13 protein-coding genes are annotated in these 13,974 nt (G+C 69.8%); 3 read left to right on the forward strand and 10 right to left on the reverse strand.

The window, feature by feature from the left end; translation table 11 throughout:
- The first annotated feature begins 65 nt into the window (after positions 1-65).
- The gene (locus EDC62_RS03660; protein ID WP_124220538.1) at positions 66-965 is read left to right on the forward strand and encodes a DMT family transporter; all 900 of its coding nucleotides are present in this window, start codon (positions 66-68) and stop codon (positions 963-965) included.
- A gap of 71 nt (positions 966-1,036) precedes the next feature.
- Here the strand turns inward: EDC62_RS03660 and EDC62_RS03665 are convergent, their stop codons facing one another.
- From EDC62_RS03665 to EDC62_RS03710, 10 genes are all read right to left on the reverse strand, one after another.
- Positions 1,037-1,843 (reverse strand): SDR family oxidoreductase, encoded by an 807-nt coding sequence (locus EDC62_RS03665; protein WP_124220540.1) that lies wholly within the window; start codon positions 1,841-1,843, stop codon positions 1,037-1,039.
- 11 nt (positions 1,844-1,854) lie between these two features.
- Positions 1,855-2,778, reverse strand: a complete 924-nt coding sequence (locus tag EDC62_RS03670) for a DMT family transporter (RefSeq protein ID WP_124220542.1) — start codon at positions 2,776-2,778, stop codon at positions 1,855-1,857.
- A complete protein-coding gene (locus EDC62_RS03675; RefSeq protein ID WP_124220544.1) occupies positions 2,778-4,292 on the reverse strand; it encodes a tripartite tricarboxylate transporter permease in 1,515 nt (504 codons plus the stop codon). Before EDC62_RS03675 ends, EDC62_RS03670 begins: the two co-directional genes overlap by 1 nt.
- 10 nt (positions 4,293-4,302) lie before the next feature.
- On the reverse strand, positions 4,303-4,752 hold the full coding sequence (locus EDC62_RS03680) for a tripartite tricarboxylate transporter TctB family protein (RefSeq protein ID WP_245968728.1): 450 nt from the start codon (positions 4,750-4,752) through the stop codon (positions 4,303-4,305).
- Positions 4,753-4,790: 38 nt separating this feature from the next.
- Positions 4,791-6,689 carry a type IV pilus assembly ATPase TfpB gene (gene tfpB / locus EDC62_RS03685; protein WP_124220549.1) on the reverse strand — a complete coding sequence of 633 codons (1,899 nt, stop codon included), beginning with the start codon at positions 6,687-6,689 and terminating at the stop codon, positions 4,791-4,793.
- A 10-nt stretch (positions 6,690-6,699) separates the two neighbouring features.
- Positions 6,700-7,470, reverse strand: coding sequence for a class I SAM-dependent methyltransferase (locus EDC62_RS03690; RefSeq protein ID WP_124220551.1), 771 nt, complete (start codon positions 7,468-7,470; stop codon positions 6,700-6,702).
- 42 nt (positions 7,471-7,512) lie between these two features.
- Positions 7,513-8,040 (reverse strand): DNA-deoxyinosine glycosylase, encoded by a 528-nt coding sequence (locus tag EDC62_RS03695; RefSeq protein ID WP_124221142.1) that lies wholly within the window; start codon positions 8,038-8,040, stop codon positions 7,513-7,515.
- Positions 8,041-8,162: 122 nt separating this feature from the next.
- Positions 8,163-9,035 (reverse strand): TatD family hydrolase, encoded by an 873-nt coding sequence (locus EDC62_RS03700; protein ID WP_124220553.1) that lies wholly within the window; start codon positions 9,033-9,035, stop codon positions 8,163-8,165.
- A gap of 18 nt (positions 9,036-9,053) precedes the next feature.
- Positions 9,054-9,782 (reverse strand): lipoprotein-releasing ABC transporter ATP-binding protein LolD, encoded by a 729-nt coding sequence (gene lolD, locus EDC62_RS03705; RefSeq protein ID WP_124221144.1) that lies wholly within the window; start codon positions 9,780-9,782, stop codon positions 9,054-9,056.
- A 10-nt stretch (positions 9,783-9,792) separates the two neighbouring features.
- Positions 9,793-11,049 (reverse strand): lipoprotein-releasing ABC transporter permease subunit, encoded by a 1,257-nt coding sequence (locus EDC62_RS03710; protein ID WP_124220555.1) that lies wholly within the window; start codon positions 11,047-11,049, stop codon positions 9,793-9,795.
- A 161-nt stretch (positions 11,050-11,210) separates the two neighbouring features.
- Here EDC62_RS03710 and EDC62_RS03715 point away from each other — a divergent pair, with 161 nt between their 5' ends.
- Together EDC62_RS03715 and recJ are read left to right on the forward strand one after the other, a co-directional pair.
- Complete coding sequence (locus tag EDC62_RS03715) at positions 11,211-12,212, forward strand: hypothetical protein (RefSeq protein WP_124220556.1); 1,002 nt, start codon at positions 11,211-11,213, stop codon at positions 12,210-12,212.
- On the forward strand, positions 12,209-13,966 hold the full coding sequence (gene recJ / locus EDC62_RS03720) for a single-stranded-DNA-specific exonuclease RecJ (RefSeq protein ID WP_124220558.1): 1,758 nt from the start codon (positions 12,209-12,211) through the stop codon (positions 13,964-13,966). The genes EDC62_RS03715 and recJ overlap by 4 nt, the downstream gene beginning before the upstream one ends.
- The last annotated feature ends 8 nt before the right edge of the window (positions 13,967-13,974 follow it).

Below are 13,974 nucleotides of genomic sequence, written 5' to 3' on the forward strand. Positions count from 1 at the left end.
CAAGAAAGTAATCCTGCCACGTTCGCGCCAGCGCTGCACGCGCGAACCGGCTACAGTGCCGCCCCATGCCGCAAAAACTCGATGCACGCACCGCCTTCTATCTGACCTTGCCGCCGCTGCTGTGGGCGGGAAATGCCGTGGTGGGCCGGCTCGTGCATGAGCTCGTGCCGCCGATCACGCTCAACCTGCTGCGCTGGCTGGGTGCAGCCCTCATCCTGATGCCGCTCGCACCCTGGGTGCTGCGGCCAGCCAGCGGGCTCTATACCCACTGGCGGCGGTTTGCGCTGCTGGGGCTGTTGGGGGTGGGTTGCTACAACGCGCTGCAGTATCTGGCGCTGCAGACCTCGACGCCGCTGAACGTGACGCTGGTGGCATCGTCGATGCCGCTGTGGATGCTGGCGCTTGGGGCCATGTTCTTCGGCGCGCGGGTGACGCGCGCGCAACTGGTGGGCGCGGCGCTGTCGATGGGTGGTGTGCTGGTGGTGCTCTCGCGCGGCGACCTTCGCCACCTGCTCGAACTGCGGCTGGTTGCGGGGGATGTGTTCATGCTGCTCGCCACCCTGTCTTGGGCCTGGTACAGCTGGCTGTTGTCGCGCCGCGCCGAGCCCGACGCCTTGCGGCGCGACTGGGCGGCGTTTTTGCTCGCCCAGGTGCTCTACGGTCTGGCGTGGTCGGGCGCGTTCACGGCGGCCGAGTGGGCGCTGACCGACGCGCACATTCAATGGGGATGGCCGCTGGTGGCCGCGCTGCTGTATGTCGCGGTCGGCCCGGCGGTCCTTGCCTACCGGAGCTGGGGCCAGGGCGTCGAGCGCGCTGGGCCGGCGCTGGCGGGCTTCTTCTCCAACCTCACGCCGCTGTTTGCAGCCGTGCTGTCCGCTGCGTTCCTGGGTGAACTTCCCCACCTGTACCACGCCCTGGCCTTCGGGCTGATCGTCGCGGGCATTGTGGTGTCTTCGCGGCGCTGAAAACCGGCCCGAGCGCCCGTGCGGCCGCGCACGGTGGCACGCCATGGGCGCGTGCCGGGGCGCAGTTGGGCTCAGAAGGTGCCCGGGTAGGCGCCGCCGTCGAGCAAGAGGTTTTGACCGGTGAGGTAGCCCGCATGCACGCTGCAGAGGAAGGCGCAGACGGCGCCGAATTCTTCGGGGCTGCCGAAGCGGCGGGCCGGGATCTGGGCGATCTGGGCCTGCACGACCGCATCCAGGCTGCGGCCGCTGCGCTCGGCGCTGGCTTGCAGCGTGGCGCGCAGGCGGTCGGTGTCGAATTTGCCCGGCAACAGGTTGTTGATCGTCACCCCGCGCGCGGCCAGATCCGAGCGCGCAAGCCCGGCCACGAAGCCGGTGAGGCCGCTGCGTGCGCCGTTGGAGAGCGCGAGGATGTCGATCGGTGCCTTGACCGCGCTCGAGGTGATGTTGACGATGCGGCCAAAGCCCCGCGCGGCCATGCCGTCGACCGTGGCCTTGATGAGTTCGATCGGGGTGAGCATGTTGGCCTCGACGGCGCGCAGCCAGTCCTGGCGGCTGAAGCTGCGGAAGTCGCCCGGCGGTGGCCCGCCCGCATTGGTGACGACGATGTCGAAGTCGCGCCCGGGCCCGCCCGGCGCGGAAAAGACCGCCTCACGACCAGCATCGGTGGTGATGTCCGCAGGCACAAACAGCAGCTTTGCCGGCTTGTTCCGGTCACTTTCTGCTCTCAATTTAGAAGTAGCCTCGGCCAGACCATCGGCCCCACGTGCGTTGATGACGAGGTTGACGCCCTCGCGCGCGAGCGCCTGGGCGCAGCCGAACCCCAGCCCTTTGCTCGCGCCGCAGACCAGCGCCCATTTGCCGGCAAGCCCCAAATCCATCTCGATCCTCCTCACGCCCTGCGGCGCGTCACCAGAAACACTCCGCCGACCACCAACGCCGTGCCGGCGATGATCCAGCCGTTGAAAGGCTCGCCCAGCAGCACCACGCCCATCAGGATGGTGGACATGGGGCCGATCATGCCCACCTGCGACGCCAGCCCTGCGCCGATGCGCTCGATGCCCATCATCACGAGCAGCACCGGCGCGGCGGTGCAGGCGGTGGCGTTGAGCAGCGACAACCCGATCACCGGCGGCGCGACCTGCGCGGCCGAGAGCGGACGCAGCAGCAGGAACTGCACGATGCACAGCACGCAGGCCACCGAGGTGGCCAGGCCCGCCAGACGCAGCGCGCCCAGCCGCTGCACCAGTTCGCCGCTGTAGCTGAGGTACAGCGCATAGCTCAGCGCGCTCAGAAACACCAGCACGGCGCCCAGCGCGACATTGGGGCCTTGCAGGCTGGCCTCGTGCCCGAAGACGAGCAGCACGCCGCTGTAGCTCACCGCCATCGCGATGGCCTGATGGCGCTGCACCTTGCGGCCGTAAAGCAGCCAGCCCAGCAACAGCACGAGCGTTGGGTTGAGGTAGAGAATCAGCCGCTCGAACGAGGCGCTGATGTATTGCAGGCCCGCGAAGTCGAGAAAGCTCGCGAGGTAGTAGCCGGTGAAGCCCAGCCACAGCACGCCGAGCAGATCGCGCCGCGACAGCGTCGGCCGCCCCCGCCCCGCCCAAATGGCCATGACTGCAAACAGCGGCAGCGCAAACAACATGCGGTACATCAGCAGCGTGACCGCATCGACCCCATAGCGATAGGCCAGCTTGACGATGATGGCCTTGCCACTGAAGCCGATGGCGCCCAGCGTGGCCAGGAGCAGGCCCGGCAGCAAGCGGCCATCGGCGGCGGGGCGGGCATTTGCGCCGGAGGGAGGCTGGTGCATCAGAAAGCCTGCGCGCGGCGGGCCTGTACGGCGGGAACGACCACGACGAGCAGCAAGGCTGCGGCCGTGATCAGCAAACCCGCGGAGATCGGGCGCGTGACGAAAACGCTCCAGTCCCCGCGCGAGAGCAACAAGGCGCGGCGCAGATACTCCTCCATCATCGGGCCCAGGATGAAGCCCAGCAACAGCGGCGCGGGTTCGGCGCCGAGTTTGTGAAAGCCATAACCGATGAAGCCAAACAGCGCCACCATCCACACGTCGAAGGTGTTGTTGTTGGTGGTGTAGACGCCCATGGCGCAGAACAGCACGATGGCCGGATAGAGCCAGCGGTAGGGCACGGCCAGCAGGCGTATCCACAGACCGATCATCGGCAGGTTGAGCACCACTAGCATGAGGTTGCCGAGCCACATCGAGGCAATCAGGCCCCAGAACAGCTCGGGGTTGCCGGTCATCACGTTCGGGCCGGGCTGGATGTTGTGGATGGTCATCGCCCCAACCATCAGCGCCATCACCGCGTTGGGCGGGATGCCGAGCGTCAGCAGCGGGATGAACGAGGTCTGCGCGCCCGCGTTGTTGGCCGACTCGGGCGCGGCCACGCCGCGGATGTTGCCTTCGCCAAACGGCACCTCACCGGGCTGCAGCCGCGTTTTCTTTTCTGCCGTGTAGGCCGCAAACGATGCGAGCAGCGCGCCACCGCCCGGCAAGATACCCAACACCGTGCCGATGCCCGTGCCACGCAGGATGGCGGGCACCAGATGCCGCCAGTCCTCGCGCGTGGGCCACAGGCGCGTGACCCGCGCCGTGAACACCTCGCGTTGATCGGCATGAATCGAGAGGTTGGCGATGATTTCGGCATAGCCGAACGCGCCCATGGCAATGACGATGAAGCCGATGCCGTCGCTGAGTTCGGGGATGTCGAACGTGAACCGGGGCAGGCCCGAGTTGACGTCCGTCCCCACGAGCCCGAGCAGCAAACCCAGTAGAACCATGGCGATGGCCTTGAGCAGCGAGCCCGATGCGAGCACCACGGCGCCGATGAGCCCGAGCACCATGAGCGCAAAGTATTCGGCCGGGCCAAAGCGCAAGGCGACCTCGGTCAGTGGCGCGGCGAACGCGGCCAACACCAAGGTCGCGACGCTGCCCGCAAAGAAAGAGCCCAAGGCGGCGGCTGCCAGCGCCGCGCCGGCCCGACCGCGGCGCGCCATCTGATAGCCGTCGATCACGGTGACGACCGATGAAGCCTCGCCCGGCAGGTTGACCAGAATCGCCGTGGTCGAGCCGCCGTACTGCGCGCCGTAATAAATGCCCGCCAGCATGATGAGCGCGGCCACCGGCGGCAAAGCGTAGGTCGCGGGCAGCAGCATGGCAATCGTGGCGACCGGCCCGATACCGGGCAGCACGCCGATCAGCGTGCCGAGCAAGCAGCCGATGAAGCCATACAACAGGTTTTGCGCCGTGGCGGCTACCGAGAGGCCGAGCGCGAGGTGTTCGTACAGGTTCGAGAGCGCATCCATCCCACACCCCTCAAAACACGGGCCACACCGGCAAAGGCAGCTTGAGCAGCAGCACGAAGGTCGCCCAGCTCATGAATGCCAGCACCCCGGCGAGCATCAGCGTCTCGCGCAGGCGAAATTCACCATCGGCCAGACGCGCCACCAGCGTCAGCAGCACCACGCCCGCGATCAAACCCAGCGGCGGCAGCCCGATCGCGGGTAGCCCCCCGAGACAGGCCCCAAATACGAGGTTGGCGAGCAGGATGAACACCAGTGGCCGCCATCCCCAAGCGCCGATGCGGCCGTCCGCGCACGAGCCCTCGCCGCGGGCCATGAAGGCGCGCAGCGCGATGATCACCCCCAGCCCCGCCAGCAGCAGGCCGAGCAATTGCGGGAAGTAGCCCGGCCCCATGCGGGCTGCCGTGCCGATCGGGTAGCTGCGCGCACCCCAGGCAAACGCGCCGCCCGCGACCGAAAACATCAGCCCGGCAAAAAAATCTTGCTGATTCCCTCGCATCTTCACGCACCCTTGGATTCCGGCAAGGACGCGGGCGTAGATGGGGCCTCCCGCTCGGTGGTGACGGTGGAAGGGGTCGTGGCGGCGCGCGCGTCCGTCGGCCGCCAATCGATCGGTGGCGTTGCCGCGACCACTTCTTCGATGGTGGTGAGTCCTTCGGCCACGCGCAGCGCGCCGGCCAGCCGCAGCGGCCGCATGCCGTCGGCGACCGCTTGGCGCCGCAGGGCGTCGATGCTCGGTTGGGCCTGGCTCACGCAGGACTTGAACGCTTCACTGACGGTGAGCAGCTCGTACAAACCCATCCGGCCTTGGTAGCCGGTCATGCGGCAGTCGACGCAGCCGACCGGCCGATACGGCCGAAACCCCCCATTGATGCGCCAAGGCCGAACGAAAGCCTCGACCTCGGAGCGCGCCAGGTCGTCGGCCCGCACCTTGCAGGCCGGACAGAGGGTGCGCACCAGGCGCTGCGCGAGCACACCGAGCAGCGTGGCGTTGATGAGGTAGGGCGGCACGCCCAATTCCATCAGCCGCGTGATGGCGCTGGGCGCATCGTTGGTGTGCAGCGTGCTGAAGACGAGATGGCCGGTGAGCGCGGCCTGCACGGCCATGTCGGCCGTCTCGGCGTCGCGGATTTCACCGACCATGATGATGTCGGGGTCCTGCCGCATCAGTGCGCGCAAGCCTTCGCTGAAGCCGAGGTCGAGCTGCGGCTGCACCTGCGTCTGGTTGAAGGCGGGCTCGACCATTTCGATCGGGTCCTCGATCGTGCAGACGTTGACCGCATCGGTTGCCAGCCGTTTGAGCGTGGCGTAGAGCGTGGTGGTCTTGCCGCTGCCGGTGGGCCCCGTGACGAGAATGATGCCGTGGGCGCGCGCGGTCAGCGCTTCCCAGCGCTCGGCGTCGTGCTCCGAAAAGCCCAGCGCGGGCAGGTCCTTGACCGCCGTGTCGGGGTCGAAGATGCGCATGACGAGCTTCTCACCGAAGGCGGTGGGCAGGGTCGACAAACGCATCTCGATTTCGTCGCCACGGGGGCTGCGGGTCTTGATGCGCCCGTCCTGCGGGCGGCGACGCTCGACCACATCCATGCGGCCGAGCAGCTTGATGCGCGCGACCATCGCGCCCATGACGGCGACCGGCAGCTGATACACCGTGTGCAGCACGCCGTCGATGCGAAAGCGGATGTGGCCGTGCTCGCGCCGCGGCTCGAGGTGGATGTCGCTCGCGCGCTGGTCGAACGCGTATTGCCAAAGCCAGTCCACCACCTGGACGACGCCCTGGTCGTTCGCGTCGAGCGCGCGGTTGGTGCGCCCGAGTTCGACGAGCTGCTCGAAACTGGCGGCGGCCGCGTTGCCGCCAGTTTTCTGCGCAGCGCGCACCGACTTCGCCAGCGCATAAAACTCGGCCGTATAGCGCTGGATCTCGGTCGGGTTGGCCAGCACCCGCCGCACCGGCCGGCGCACATGGCGCTCGACCTCGGCCACCCAGTCGCTGAGGAAGGGCTCGGCGGTGGCGACGACCACTTCCTGCGGCCCGACCTGCACCGGCAGCACGCGGTGACGCTCGGCGTAGCTCGCACTCATCACATCGGCGACTTTGCCGACATCGACCTTGAGCGGGTCGATGCGCTGATATGCCAGCCCCGCGCGCGCGGCCAGCCATTGCGTGAGGCTTTCGATGTCGAGCGCGCGGCCGTCGCTGGCGCGGCGCATCGAGACGCTGGCCAGCCGCACCAGCGGGTGCTGCGCGCTCTCGGCCTTGGCACAGCGCGAGGCGGTGCGCTCGGCCTCCTCGGCGGTAATGAGCCCGTCCTCGGCCGCCCACTGCACGAGTCGGCGCCAGTCCAGCGGGCCCTCGGGAACCGCGTTCGAACGAGCCGGGGGTGGAGCAGCGGGCGAGGTCATGGGGAGGGCTTCAGGTTGCGAACGGTTTGAACACGCGCAGCCATTTTCGCGCGGGCAGGCCCCAGCGGGTCTGGATCGTCTCGGCTTGCGCCTCGAGGGTGCTGCGGCGCGGGCGGCTGGGCGTGCGCTGGGCCAGCACGACCGTGTTGCCTTCCCGCGTGGGCTTGAACGCCCACAGCGCCTCGGCGCCAAAGGCTGCGCCGATTTTCTGCACGCTGCGCTCGAAACTCGACGCTCGGCCGAACAGGTTGACCGTCATGCAGCCATCCTCGGTCAGCAAGGCGCGGCAGTCCGCGTAAAAACCCTCGTCGTCGAGCACCGGCGCGGCGGCCTCGTGGTCGTACAGGTCGACCTGCAAGGCGTCGACGCTGCCCAGCCACTGTGGATTGCGGATCTCCTGCGCGGCGTCACCCAGCACGATCTTCAGCCGCGCATCCTCGGGCGGCAGCTTGAACCAGCCGCGGCAGGCGTGCAGCACCTGCGGGTTGAGCTCGATGACCGTGGTGCGCATGCGCAGCCGCTGATGGCAGAACTTGGTCAGTGCACCCGCGCCCAGCCCGAGCTGCATCGCATGCCGCGCCGAGACGCTCTCGGGCGCGACGAACAGCAGCCAGGCCATCATGCGCTGGACGTATTCGAGTTCGATCGCAAACGGATCGTCGATACGCATCGCACCCTGCACCCAATCGGTGCCCAGGTGCAGGCAGCGCACCCCATCGAAATCGGAAAAATGCACCTCGGGCAATTCGGCTCGGGCGGCGCCGCGTCGGGTCGTGGTCATGAACACAGGGGGGGGATCAAGGTCAACAGGGTCAGCGTTGCCTTATACCAGCCCATGCCGGGCAAACACGGCGCGCCAAGCCGCCAGTTTGCGTTCGAACGACCAGCTCGCGTTGGCCGGGCTGGTCGAGGGCAGGCGGTGCGACTCCAAAGGCCGGGGAAACGCCGCGAGCACGCGGCGGGCGTGCCGAAAGCTCTCGCCGCCGTTGTGCGCCACCGCCACGATCTGGGGGCCGCGCGCGGCGAGCGCGGCGAAGTCGTTGAGGATGGCGTTGCGGATGGCGGCGTCGAGACTGCCCTCGCGCGTGCACGCCGCGTACACGTCCCACAGGCCCACGCGCTGCGCGAGCAGCCAGGCGATCCTTTTTTCATAGCACCAACCGACCATTTCACGCTGGGGTGGCGGCCAAATCGTCTCGATGATGCGCCAGAAATGGTTGTGCGGATGCGCGTAGTACTGCTGCGCCGCGAGCGAAGCCACGCCCGGGAAGCTGCCAAGCACCACCAGCACGGTGTCGTCGCGCACGACCGGTGCGAGGCCAGTCAGAGGCGCCCCATCCCGCGCGGCCACCGGCGCGGCGGCGAAGGGCGCCGTCACCGCCGGAGCGCTGGGAGCAGCCTGGGTTTGTTCCTTTTTTGAGAGCACGATTTCACCATTTCACGCCGGGGCTCGGCGCTAAAAACCGCGGCGGGCTACGCGCACGCCGTCCCCTCGCAAGCCGCGCCGAGCAGCCCGCGCAGCCGGGGCAGCGCGGCGCAGGCGTTTTCCCGCGTTGCGGCAGCGAGCGCCTCGCTTGAGAGTCCGCGCAGCGCCGCCAGCACCGCGCCGATGCGGGGCAGCTCCGCGGGCTCGTTGCGCGCCTGCGGCGTCCCCGCTGCGCGACGCGCTGCATCGACATAGCGCCACTGCGGCGGCATGTCCGGCGCATCGGTCTCGAGCACCAGAGCGTCGAGTGGCACGGTTTGCGCGAGACGCCGGATCTGCAAGGCCCGCTCGAAGCTGAGTGCGCCGCCAAACCCCAGCTTCAAGCCCAGCCCGATGAACGCCTGCGCCTGCTGGGCGCTGCCGTTGAAGGCGTGTGCAATGCCGTGCCAGCCCTCGGCGCCGGCGAGCACGCGCAGCTCACGCAGCAAGGCGTCGGCCGAGCGCCGCACATGCAGGACGACCGGCAGGCCGTAGCGGCGCGCCAGGCGCAGTTGCGCGCGGTAGAACTGCAGTTGCCGCGTGCGCAACGGCTCGCGCGTGAGTTCGGGCACGAAAAAGTCCAGACCGATCTCGCCCACGGCGACGAGGTGCGGGTCGTCGCGCGCCGCGGAGAGCGCGGCGTCGAGCGCGTCCAGGTCCGCGTCACGGGCCTGCGGCACGAACAGCGGGTGGATGCCCAGCGCATAGGCATCGCCCAGGCGGTGCGCCAGCGCCGCGGTGGCCGCAAAGTCGGCCGCCTGCACGGCGGGAATGACGCAACGCACGACGCCAGCGGCAGCGGCACGGGCGCGCACCGTATCGACATCGGCCGCGAACTCGGGCGCGTCGAGGTGGCAGTGGGTGTCGATCCAAGCGGGCATGGGCCACCCCGCGCGGCTCTAGCCTTCAGCCGGCGCAAGCAGCCCCTGCACCAGCCGCAGCCGGCGCGCGCAGCGCGCGGCCAGCGTCTCGTCGTGCGTGACAACGACGAAGGCCGTGCCCTGCTCGCGCGCGAGTTGGAGCATCAGGTCGAACACGCCTTCGGCCGTGCTGCGGTCGAGGTTGCCGGTGGGCTCGTCGGCCAGCACGCAGCGCGGCCGGGTCACCAGCGCGCGGGCGATGGCCACGCGCTGGCGCTCACCGCCGGAAAGCTCGGACGGCCGGTGCCGCGTGCGCTCGGCCAGGCCGACGGCGGCCAGCATCGCCTCGGCGGCGCGGGCGGCCTCGGCGCGGGTGCTGCGGCGGATCCACAGCGGCATGGCGACGTTGTCGCGCGCACTGAATTCGGGCAGCAAATGATGGAACTGGTAGACGAAGCCCAGGTGTCGGTTGCGCAGCACGCCCTGCTCGGCCGCGCTCAGCGACGCGAGCGGCTGGCCCATGAGTTCGACCGCGCCGCTCGTGGGCGCGTCCAGCCCCCCGAGCAGATGCAGCAAGGTGCTTTTGCCCGAGCCCGAAGCGCCGACGATGGCCAGGGTCTCACCGGCACGCACCGTGAGGTCCACGCCGTGCAGCACCGTCACGTCGAGCGGCCCCTCGTGAAAACGCTTGGTCAGCCCCGTGGCGCGCAGCACCACGTCGGCCTCTGCATCCGGCGTGGCGCAGCGGGTGCCGGCGCCGTCGCGCATGATTTCGGGCTCACTCATAACGCAGCGCCTCCGCCGGGTTCACACGGCTGGCGCGCCAGCTCGGGTAGAGGGTGGCGACGAAGGCCAGCAGCAGCGAGAGCACGGCGATCGGCACGATGTCGCCGCGCTGCGGGTCGCTCGGCATGCGGTCGATGAAATAAATCTCTTTGGGCAGAAAGCTCGCATGCAGCAGCCGCTCGATCGCCGGCACGATGACGTCGATGTTGAAGGCCACCAGCAGCCCCAGCGCCAGCCCCGCCAGCGTGCCGATGACGCCGACCAGCGCGCCCTGTACGACGAAGATGCCCATGATGCTCGCCGGGCTCGCGCCCAGCGTGCGCAGGATGGCGATGTCGGCGTGCTTGTCGGTCACGGTCATCACCAGCGTCGAGACGAGGTTAAACGCCGCCACGGCGACGATGAGCGTGAGGATGATGAACATCATGCGTTTTTCGATCTGCACCGCGGCAAACCAAGTGGCGTTCTGGCGCGTCCAGTCGCGGATGCGCAGGTCGCCGCTGAGGCTGGCGGCGAGTTGCTCGGCCACCGAGCGCGCGCGGTCGAGGTCGCGCAGCCGCAGCCGCACCCCGGTCGGGCCTTCGACGCGGAAGATGCGCGCCGCGTCGTCGATGTGCAGCAAGGCCAGCGTCGAGTCGTATTCGTAATGCCCCGAGCGGAAAATGCCCACGACCGTCATCTGCTTGAGCCGCGGCACCACGCCCGCGGGCGTGACCTGGCCGCTGGGCGCCACCAGCGTCACCGGGTCGCCCTCGCGCACGCCGAGCGAGCGCGCCAAATCCACCCCCAACAGAATGCCAAAGCCCCCCGGCGTGAGGCGATCGAGCCCCGCGTGCTGCAGATGCTGGCCCAGGTCGGTCACGGCCGGCTCTTGCGCCGGGTCTACGCCCCGCAGCAGCACGCCCTTCATGTCCTCGCCGCGCGTGAGCAGCGCCTGCGCGCCGATGAAGGGCGCAGCCGCCACCACCTCGGGGTTGGCGCGCGCCTCGGCCAGGGTGCGCGCCACGTCGGGCAGCGCCGCACCGTCGGGCGCGAAGATTTCGATGTGCGAGATCACGCCCAGCATGCGGTCGCGCACCTCCTTCTGAAAACCGTTCATCACCGACAGCACGATGATGAGCGCCGCCACCCCGAGCGCGATGCCCAGCATCGACACCGCGGAGATGAAGGAAATGAAGCCGTTGCGGCGCGCGGCACGCCCCGCGCGCGTGTAGCGCCAGCCGACGATGAGTTCATAAGGCGTTTGCATCGGGGGTGATTGTGGCATCGGCGCCGCCCGGTAAGCCGCTGCGCGACAATTCCGGCCCGGGGCGTCGCGAGCGCATCCCCCGGGCGCACCCCAGCAGCCTGCCCCGCGCTGCCGTGACTCAGATGGCCGCGGTCACGCCCTCCCCCTCCTAACGGTTACCGATGTCCACCACCGCTTTGCACCTGCTGGTCTTGAATGCGCATGCGCCCAGCGCCCGGCCGCGGCCCGCGCTCGAGGCGCTGCTGCGCCGCCTGGCCCCCAGCCCCCGTCAGCTCGTTCCCGAAGATGCGCCCGAAACCGCGCCGGAGCGCGCGCTAGCCTTGGCGCTGGGCCTGGCCACCGACCCCGCGCAGGCCGCGCCCTGGGCCGCGCTGCAGGCGCACGCTTGGGGCCTGCCCTCGGCCGGCCGCACGGCCTGGGGCTGGCTGAGCCTGTGCCACTGGCAGGTCGGGATGGACCATGTGTTCATGCACGAGCCCGAAGCGCTCGCGCTCGAGGCCGCAGAAGCCCAGGCACTGCGAGCGGCCATCGAGCCGCTGCTGGCCGAAGACGGCCTCGCGCTGCACGAGCCGCCGACCGCAAGTCCCGAGGCACCCGCCGTTCCCTCAGCCTGGCGCGCGGCGCTCGACGCCGTGCGGCCGCGCGGCGTCTGCTGGCTGGTCGAAGGCGAGGCGCTGCGTGGCCGGCGTTTGGCCTCGGTGGCGCGCGCGGCCGGCGCCGACGTGCGGCCGTGGCTGCCACGTGAGCGCCGCGACCCGCTCGCACGGCTCTTGAGCGAACTGCAAATGCAGCTCTACGCCCACCCCGTCAACGACGCGCGCGCCGCACGGCGGCAGCCGCTCGCCAACGCGGTTTGGTTCAGCGCCGCCGGCAGCCTCGAGGCGCCGCCCGAACCGCGGCCGCTGCAGATCGACGCCACGCTGGCGCAAGCCTCGGTGACGGGCGCCGACCGCGCGCCCGCGCGGGACGAGGCCTGGGCCAAGCTCGACCGCGGGCCGCTCGCGCAACTGGCCGCAGCCGCCGCACGCGGCGAGCCGGTGACGCTCACGCTCTGCGGCGCCCAGGCGTTTCAGACCTGGGGGCCGGAGCGGCGCGGCCTGGGGCAACGGATTTCAAGGTTTTTCGGCCGAACCCCAGCGTCAAACGGTCTTCTTTCGCTATGAAAATTACAGTGCGTGATGTGCCGCCACGCGCGGCCTGGGCGCTGGAGCAGGCCGGCGTGCACCCGCTGCTGGCGCGGCTCTACGCCGCGCGCGGCATTCAGCGCCCCGAGGAACTCGACGACGGCCTCGCGCGTTTGCTGCCGCCCGCCACCCTCCTCGGTGCCGACGCCGCCGCCACGCTGCTGGCCGACGCGCTCGAAGCGGGCCGCACGCTCTGCGTAGTCGCCGACTACGACTGCGATGGCGCCACGGCGTGTGCGGTGGCTTTGCGCGGCCTCGCGATGCTGGGCTTTGCGCCCGCGCAGCTGCGCTACCTCGTGCCCGACCGCGTGGTCGACGGCTATGGGCTCACCGCGCCGATCGCCGAGCGCGTCCGGGCGCTTGGCGCGGATTTGCTCGTCACCGTGGACAACGGCATTGCGAGCTTCGAGGGCGTCGCCGCCGCCCGGGCGCTGGGCCTGTCGGTGCTCGTCACCGACCACCACCTCTGCGCCGCCGACGCCAGCGGCACGCCGCGCCTGCCCGAAGCCGACGTCATCGTGAACCCGAACCAGCCCGGCTGCGCGTTCGAGAGCAAATCCATCGCCGGCGTGGGCGTGATGTTCTACGTGCTGCTCGCGCTGCGCGCCGAGCTGCGCCGCCGGGGCCGCTTCGATGCCGCGACGCAGCCGCGGCTCGACGCGCTGCTGCCCTTGGTCGCGCTCGGCACGGTGGCCGACGTGGTACGGCTCGATGCGAACAACCGGCGCCTGGTCGCGCAGGGCTTGAAGCGCGTGCGCGCGGGCCAAATGCCCGCCGGAATGGCCGCGCTGTTTTCGGTCGCCGCGCGCAAGCCCCAAGCCGCCACCAGCTTCGACTTCGGCTTTGCGCTGGGGCCGCGGCTCAATGCCGCGGGGCGGCTCTCGGACATGACGCTCGGCATCGAGTGCCTGCTCACCGACGACGCCACGCGCGCGTCGGAACTCGCGCAAACGCTCGACGCCATCAACCGCGACCGCCGCGACCTCGAGGCCGACATGCGCGAGCAGGCCATGCTCGCCGCCGAGACCTTGTTCGCCCAGCGGCTGCAGCAGGAGGGCACGCTGCCCAGCGGCCTGGCGGTGTTCGACGAAAGCTTTCACGAAGGCGTGGTCGGCATCGTGGCCTCGCGCCTCAAGGACCGCTTGCACCGCCCTAGCTTCGTCTTCGCGCCGAGTGGCGCGCCCGGCCAAGCGGGCGTGCTCAAGGGCTCGGGCCGGTCGATTCCGGGCTTTCACCTGCGCGACGCGCTCGACCTCGTCGCCAAGCGCCACCCCGGCGTGCTGCTGCGTTTTGGCGGCCACGCGATGGCGGCCGGCTGCACGCTCGCGCCCGAAGGCTTCGAGACCTTTGCGGCAGCCTTTGATGCGGTCGCACGGGAATGGCTCGACGACGCCGCGCTGACGCGCCAGCTCGAGACCGACGGGCCGCTCGCGCCCGAATACCGCCGCCCCGACCTGGTCGAGACGCTGCACCGCGAGGTCTGGGGCCAGGGCTTTGCGCCGCCCGTGTTCAGCGAAGAAGTCGAGGTGCTGAGCCAACGGCTGGTGGGCGAAAAACACCTCGCGCTCAAGCTGCGTCACGCCGGACAAGCGGTCGACGGCATCTGGTTCTCGCACACCGAGCCGCTGCCCGCCCGCGTGAAACTCGCCTTCCGCCTCGACGTCGACGAATGGCAAGGCCAGCGCCGCGTGCGCTTTCTCATCGAAGGCGCCGAAACCGGCGAAGCGGCGTGAGAGCGGGC

Origin of the sequence: Tibeticola sediminis, from assembly GCF_003843835.1 — a bacterium.
GTDB classification, from domain to species: domain Bacteria; phylum Pseudomonadota; class Gammaproteobacteria; order Burkholderiales; family Burkholderiaceae_C; genus Tibeticola; species Tibeticola sediminis.

Excerpts from the sequence above, each read along its gene's own strand:
- EDC62_RS03680 (WP_245968728.1), bottom strand. The coding sequence starts at position 4,752 with ATGTTTTCGGTCGCGGGCGGCGCGTTTGCCTGGGGTGCGCGCAGCTAC.
- EDC62_RS03710 (WP_124220555.1), bottom strand. The coding sequence starts at position 11,049 with ATGCAAACGCCTTATGAACTCATCGTCGGCTGGCGCTACACGCGCGCG.
- EDC62_RS03700 (WP_124220553.1), bottom strand. The coding sequence starts at position 9,035 with ATGCCCGCTTGGATCGACACCCACTGCCACCTCGACGCGCCCGAGTTC.
- EDC62_RS03670 (WP_124220542.1), bottom strand. The coding sequence starts at position 2,778 with ATGCACCAGCCTCCCTCCGGCGCAAATGCCCGCCCCGCCGCCGATGGC.
- lolD (WP_124221144.1), bottom strand. The coding sequence starts at position 9,782 with ATGCGCGACGGCGCCGGCACCCGCTGCGCCACGCCGGATGCAGAGGCC.
- tfpB (WP_124220549.1), bottom strand. The coding sequence starts at position 6,689 with ATGACCTCGCCCGCTGCTCCACCCCCGGCTCGTTCGAACGCGGTTCCC.
- recJ (WP_124220558.1), top strand. The coding sequence starts at position 12,209 with ATGAAAATTACAGTGCGTGATGTGCCGCCACGCGCGGCCTGGGCGCTG.
- EDC62_RS03715 (WP_124220556.1), top strand. The coding sequence starts at position 11,211 with ATGTCCACCACCGCTTTGCACCTGCTGGTCTTGAATGCGCATGCGCCC.
- EDC62_RS03665 (WP_124220540.1), bottom strand. The coding sequence starts at position 1,843 with ATGGATTTGGGGCTTGCCGGCAAATGGGCGCTGGTCTGCGGCGCGAGC.
- EDC62_RS03690 (WP_124220551.1), bottom strand. The coding sequence starts at position 7,470 with ATGACCACGACCCGACGCGGCGCCGCCCGAGCCGAATTGCCCGAGGTG.
- EDC62_RS03675 (WP_124220544.1), bottom strand. The coding sequence starts at position 4,292 with ATGGATGCGCTCTCGAACCTGTACGAACACCTCGCGCTCGGCCTCTCG.
- EDC62_RS03660 (WP_124220538.1), top strand. The coding sequence starts at position 66 with ATGCCGCAAAAACTCGATGCACGCACCGCCTTCTATCTGACCTTGCCG.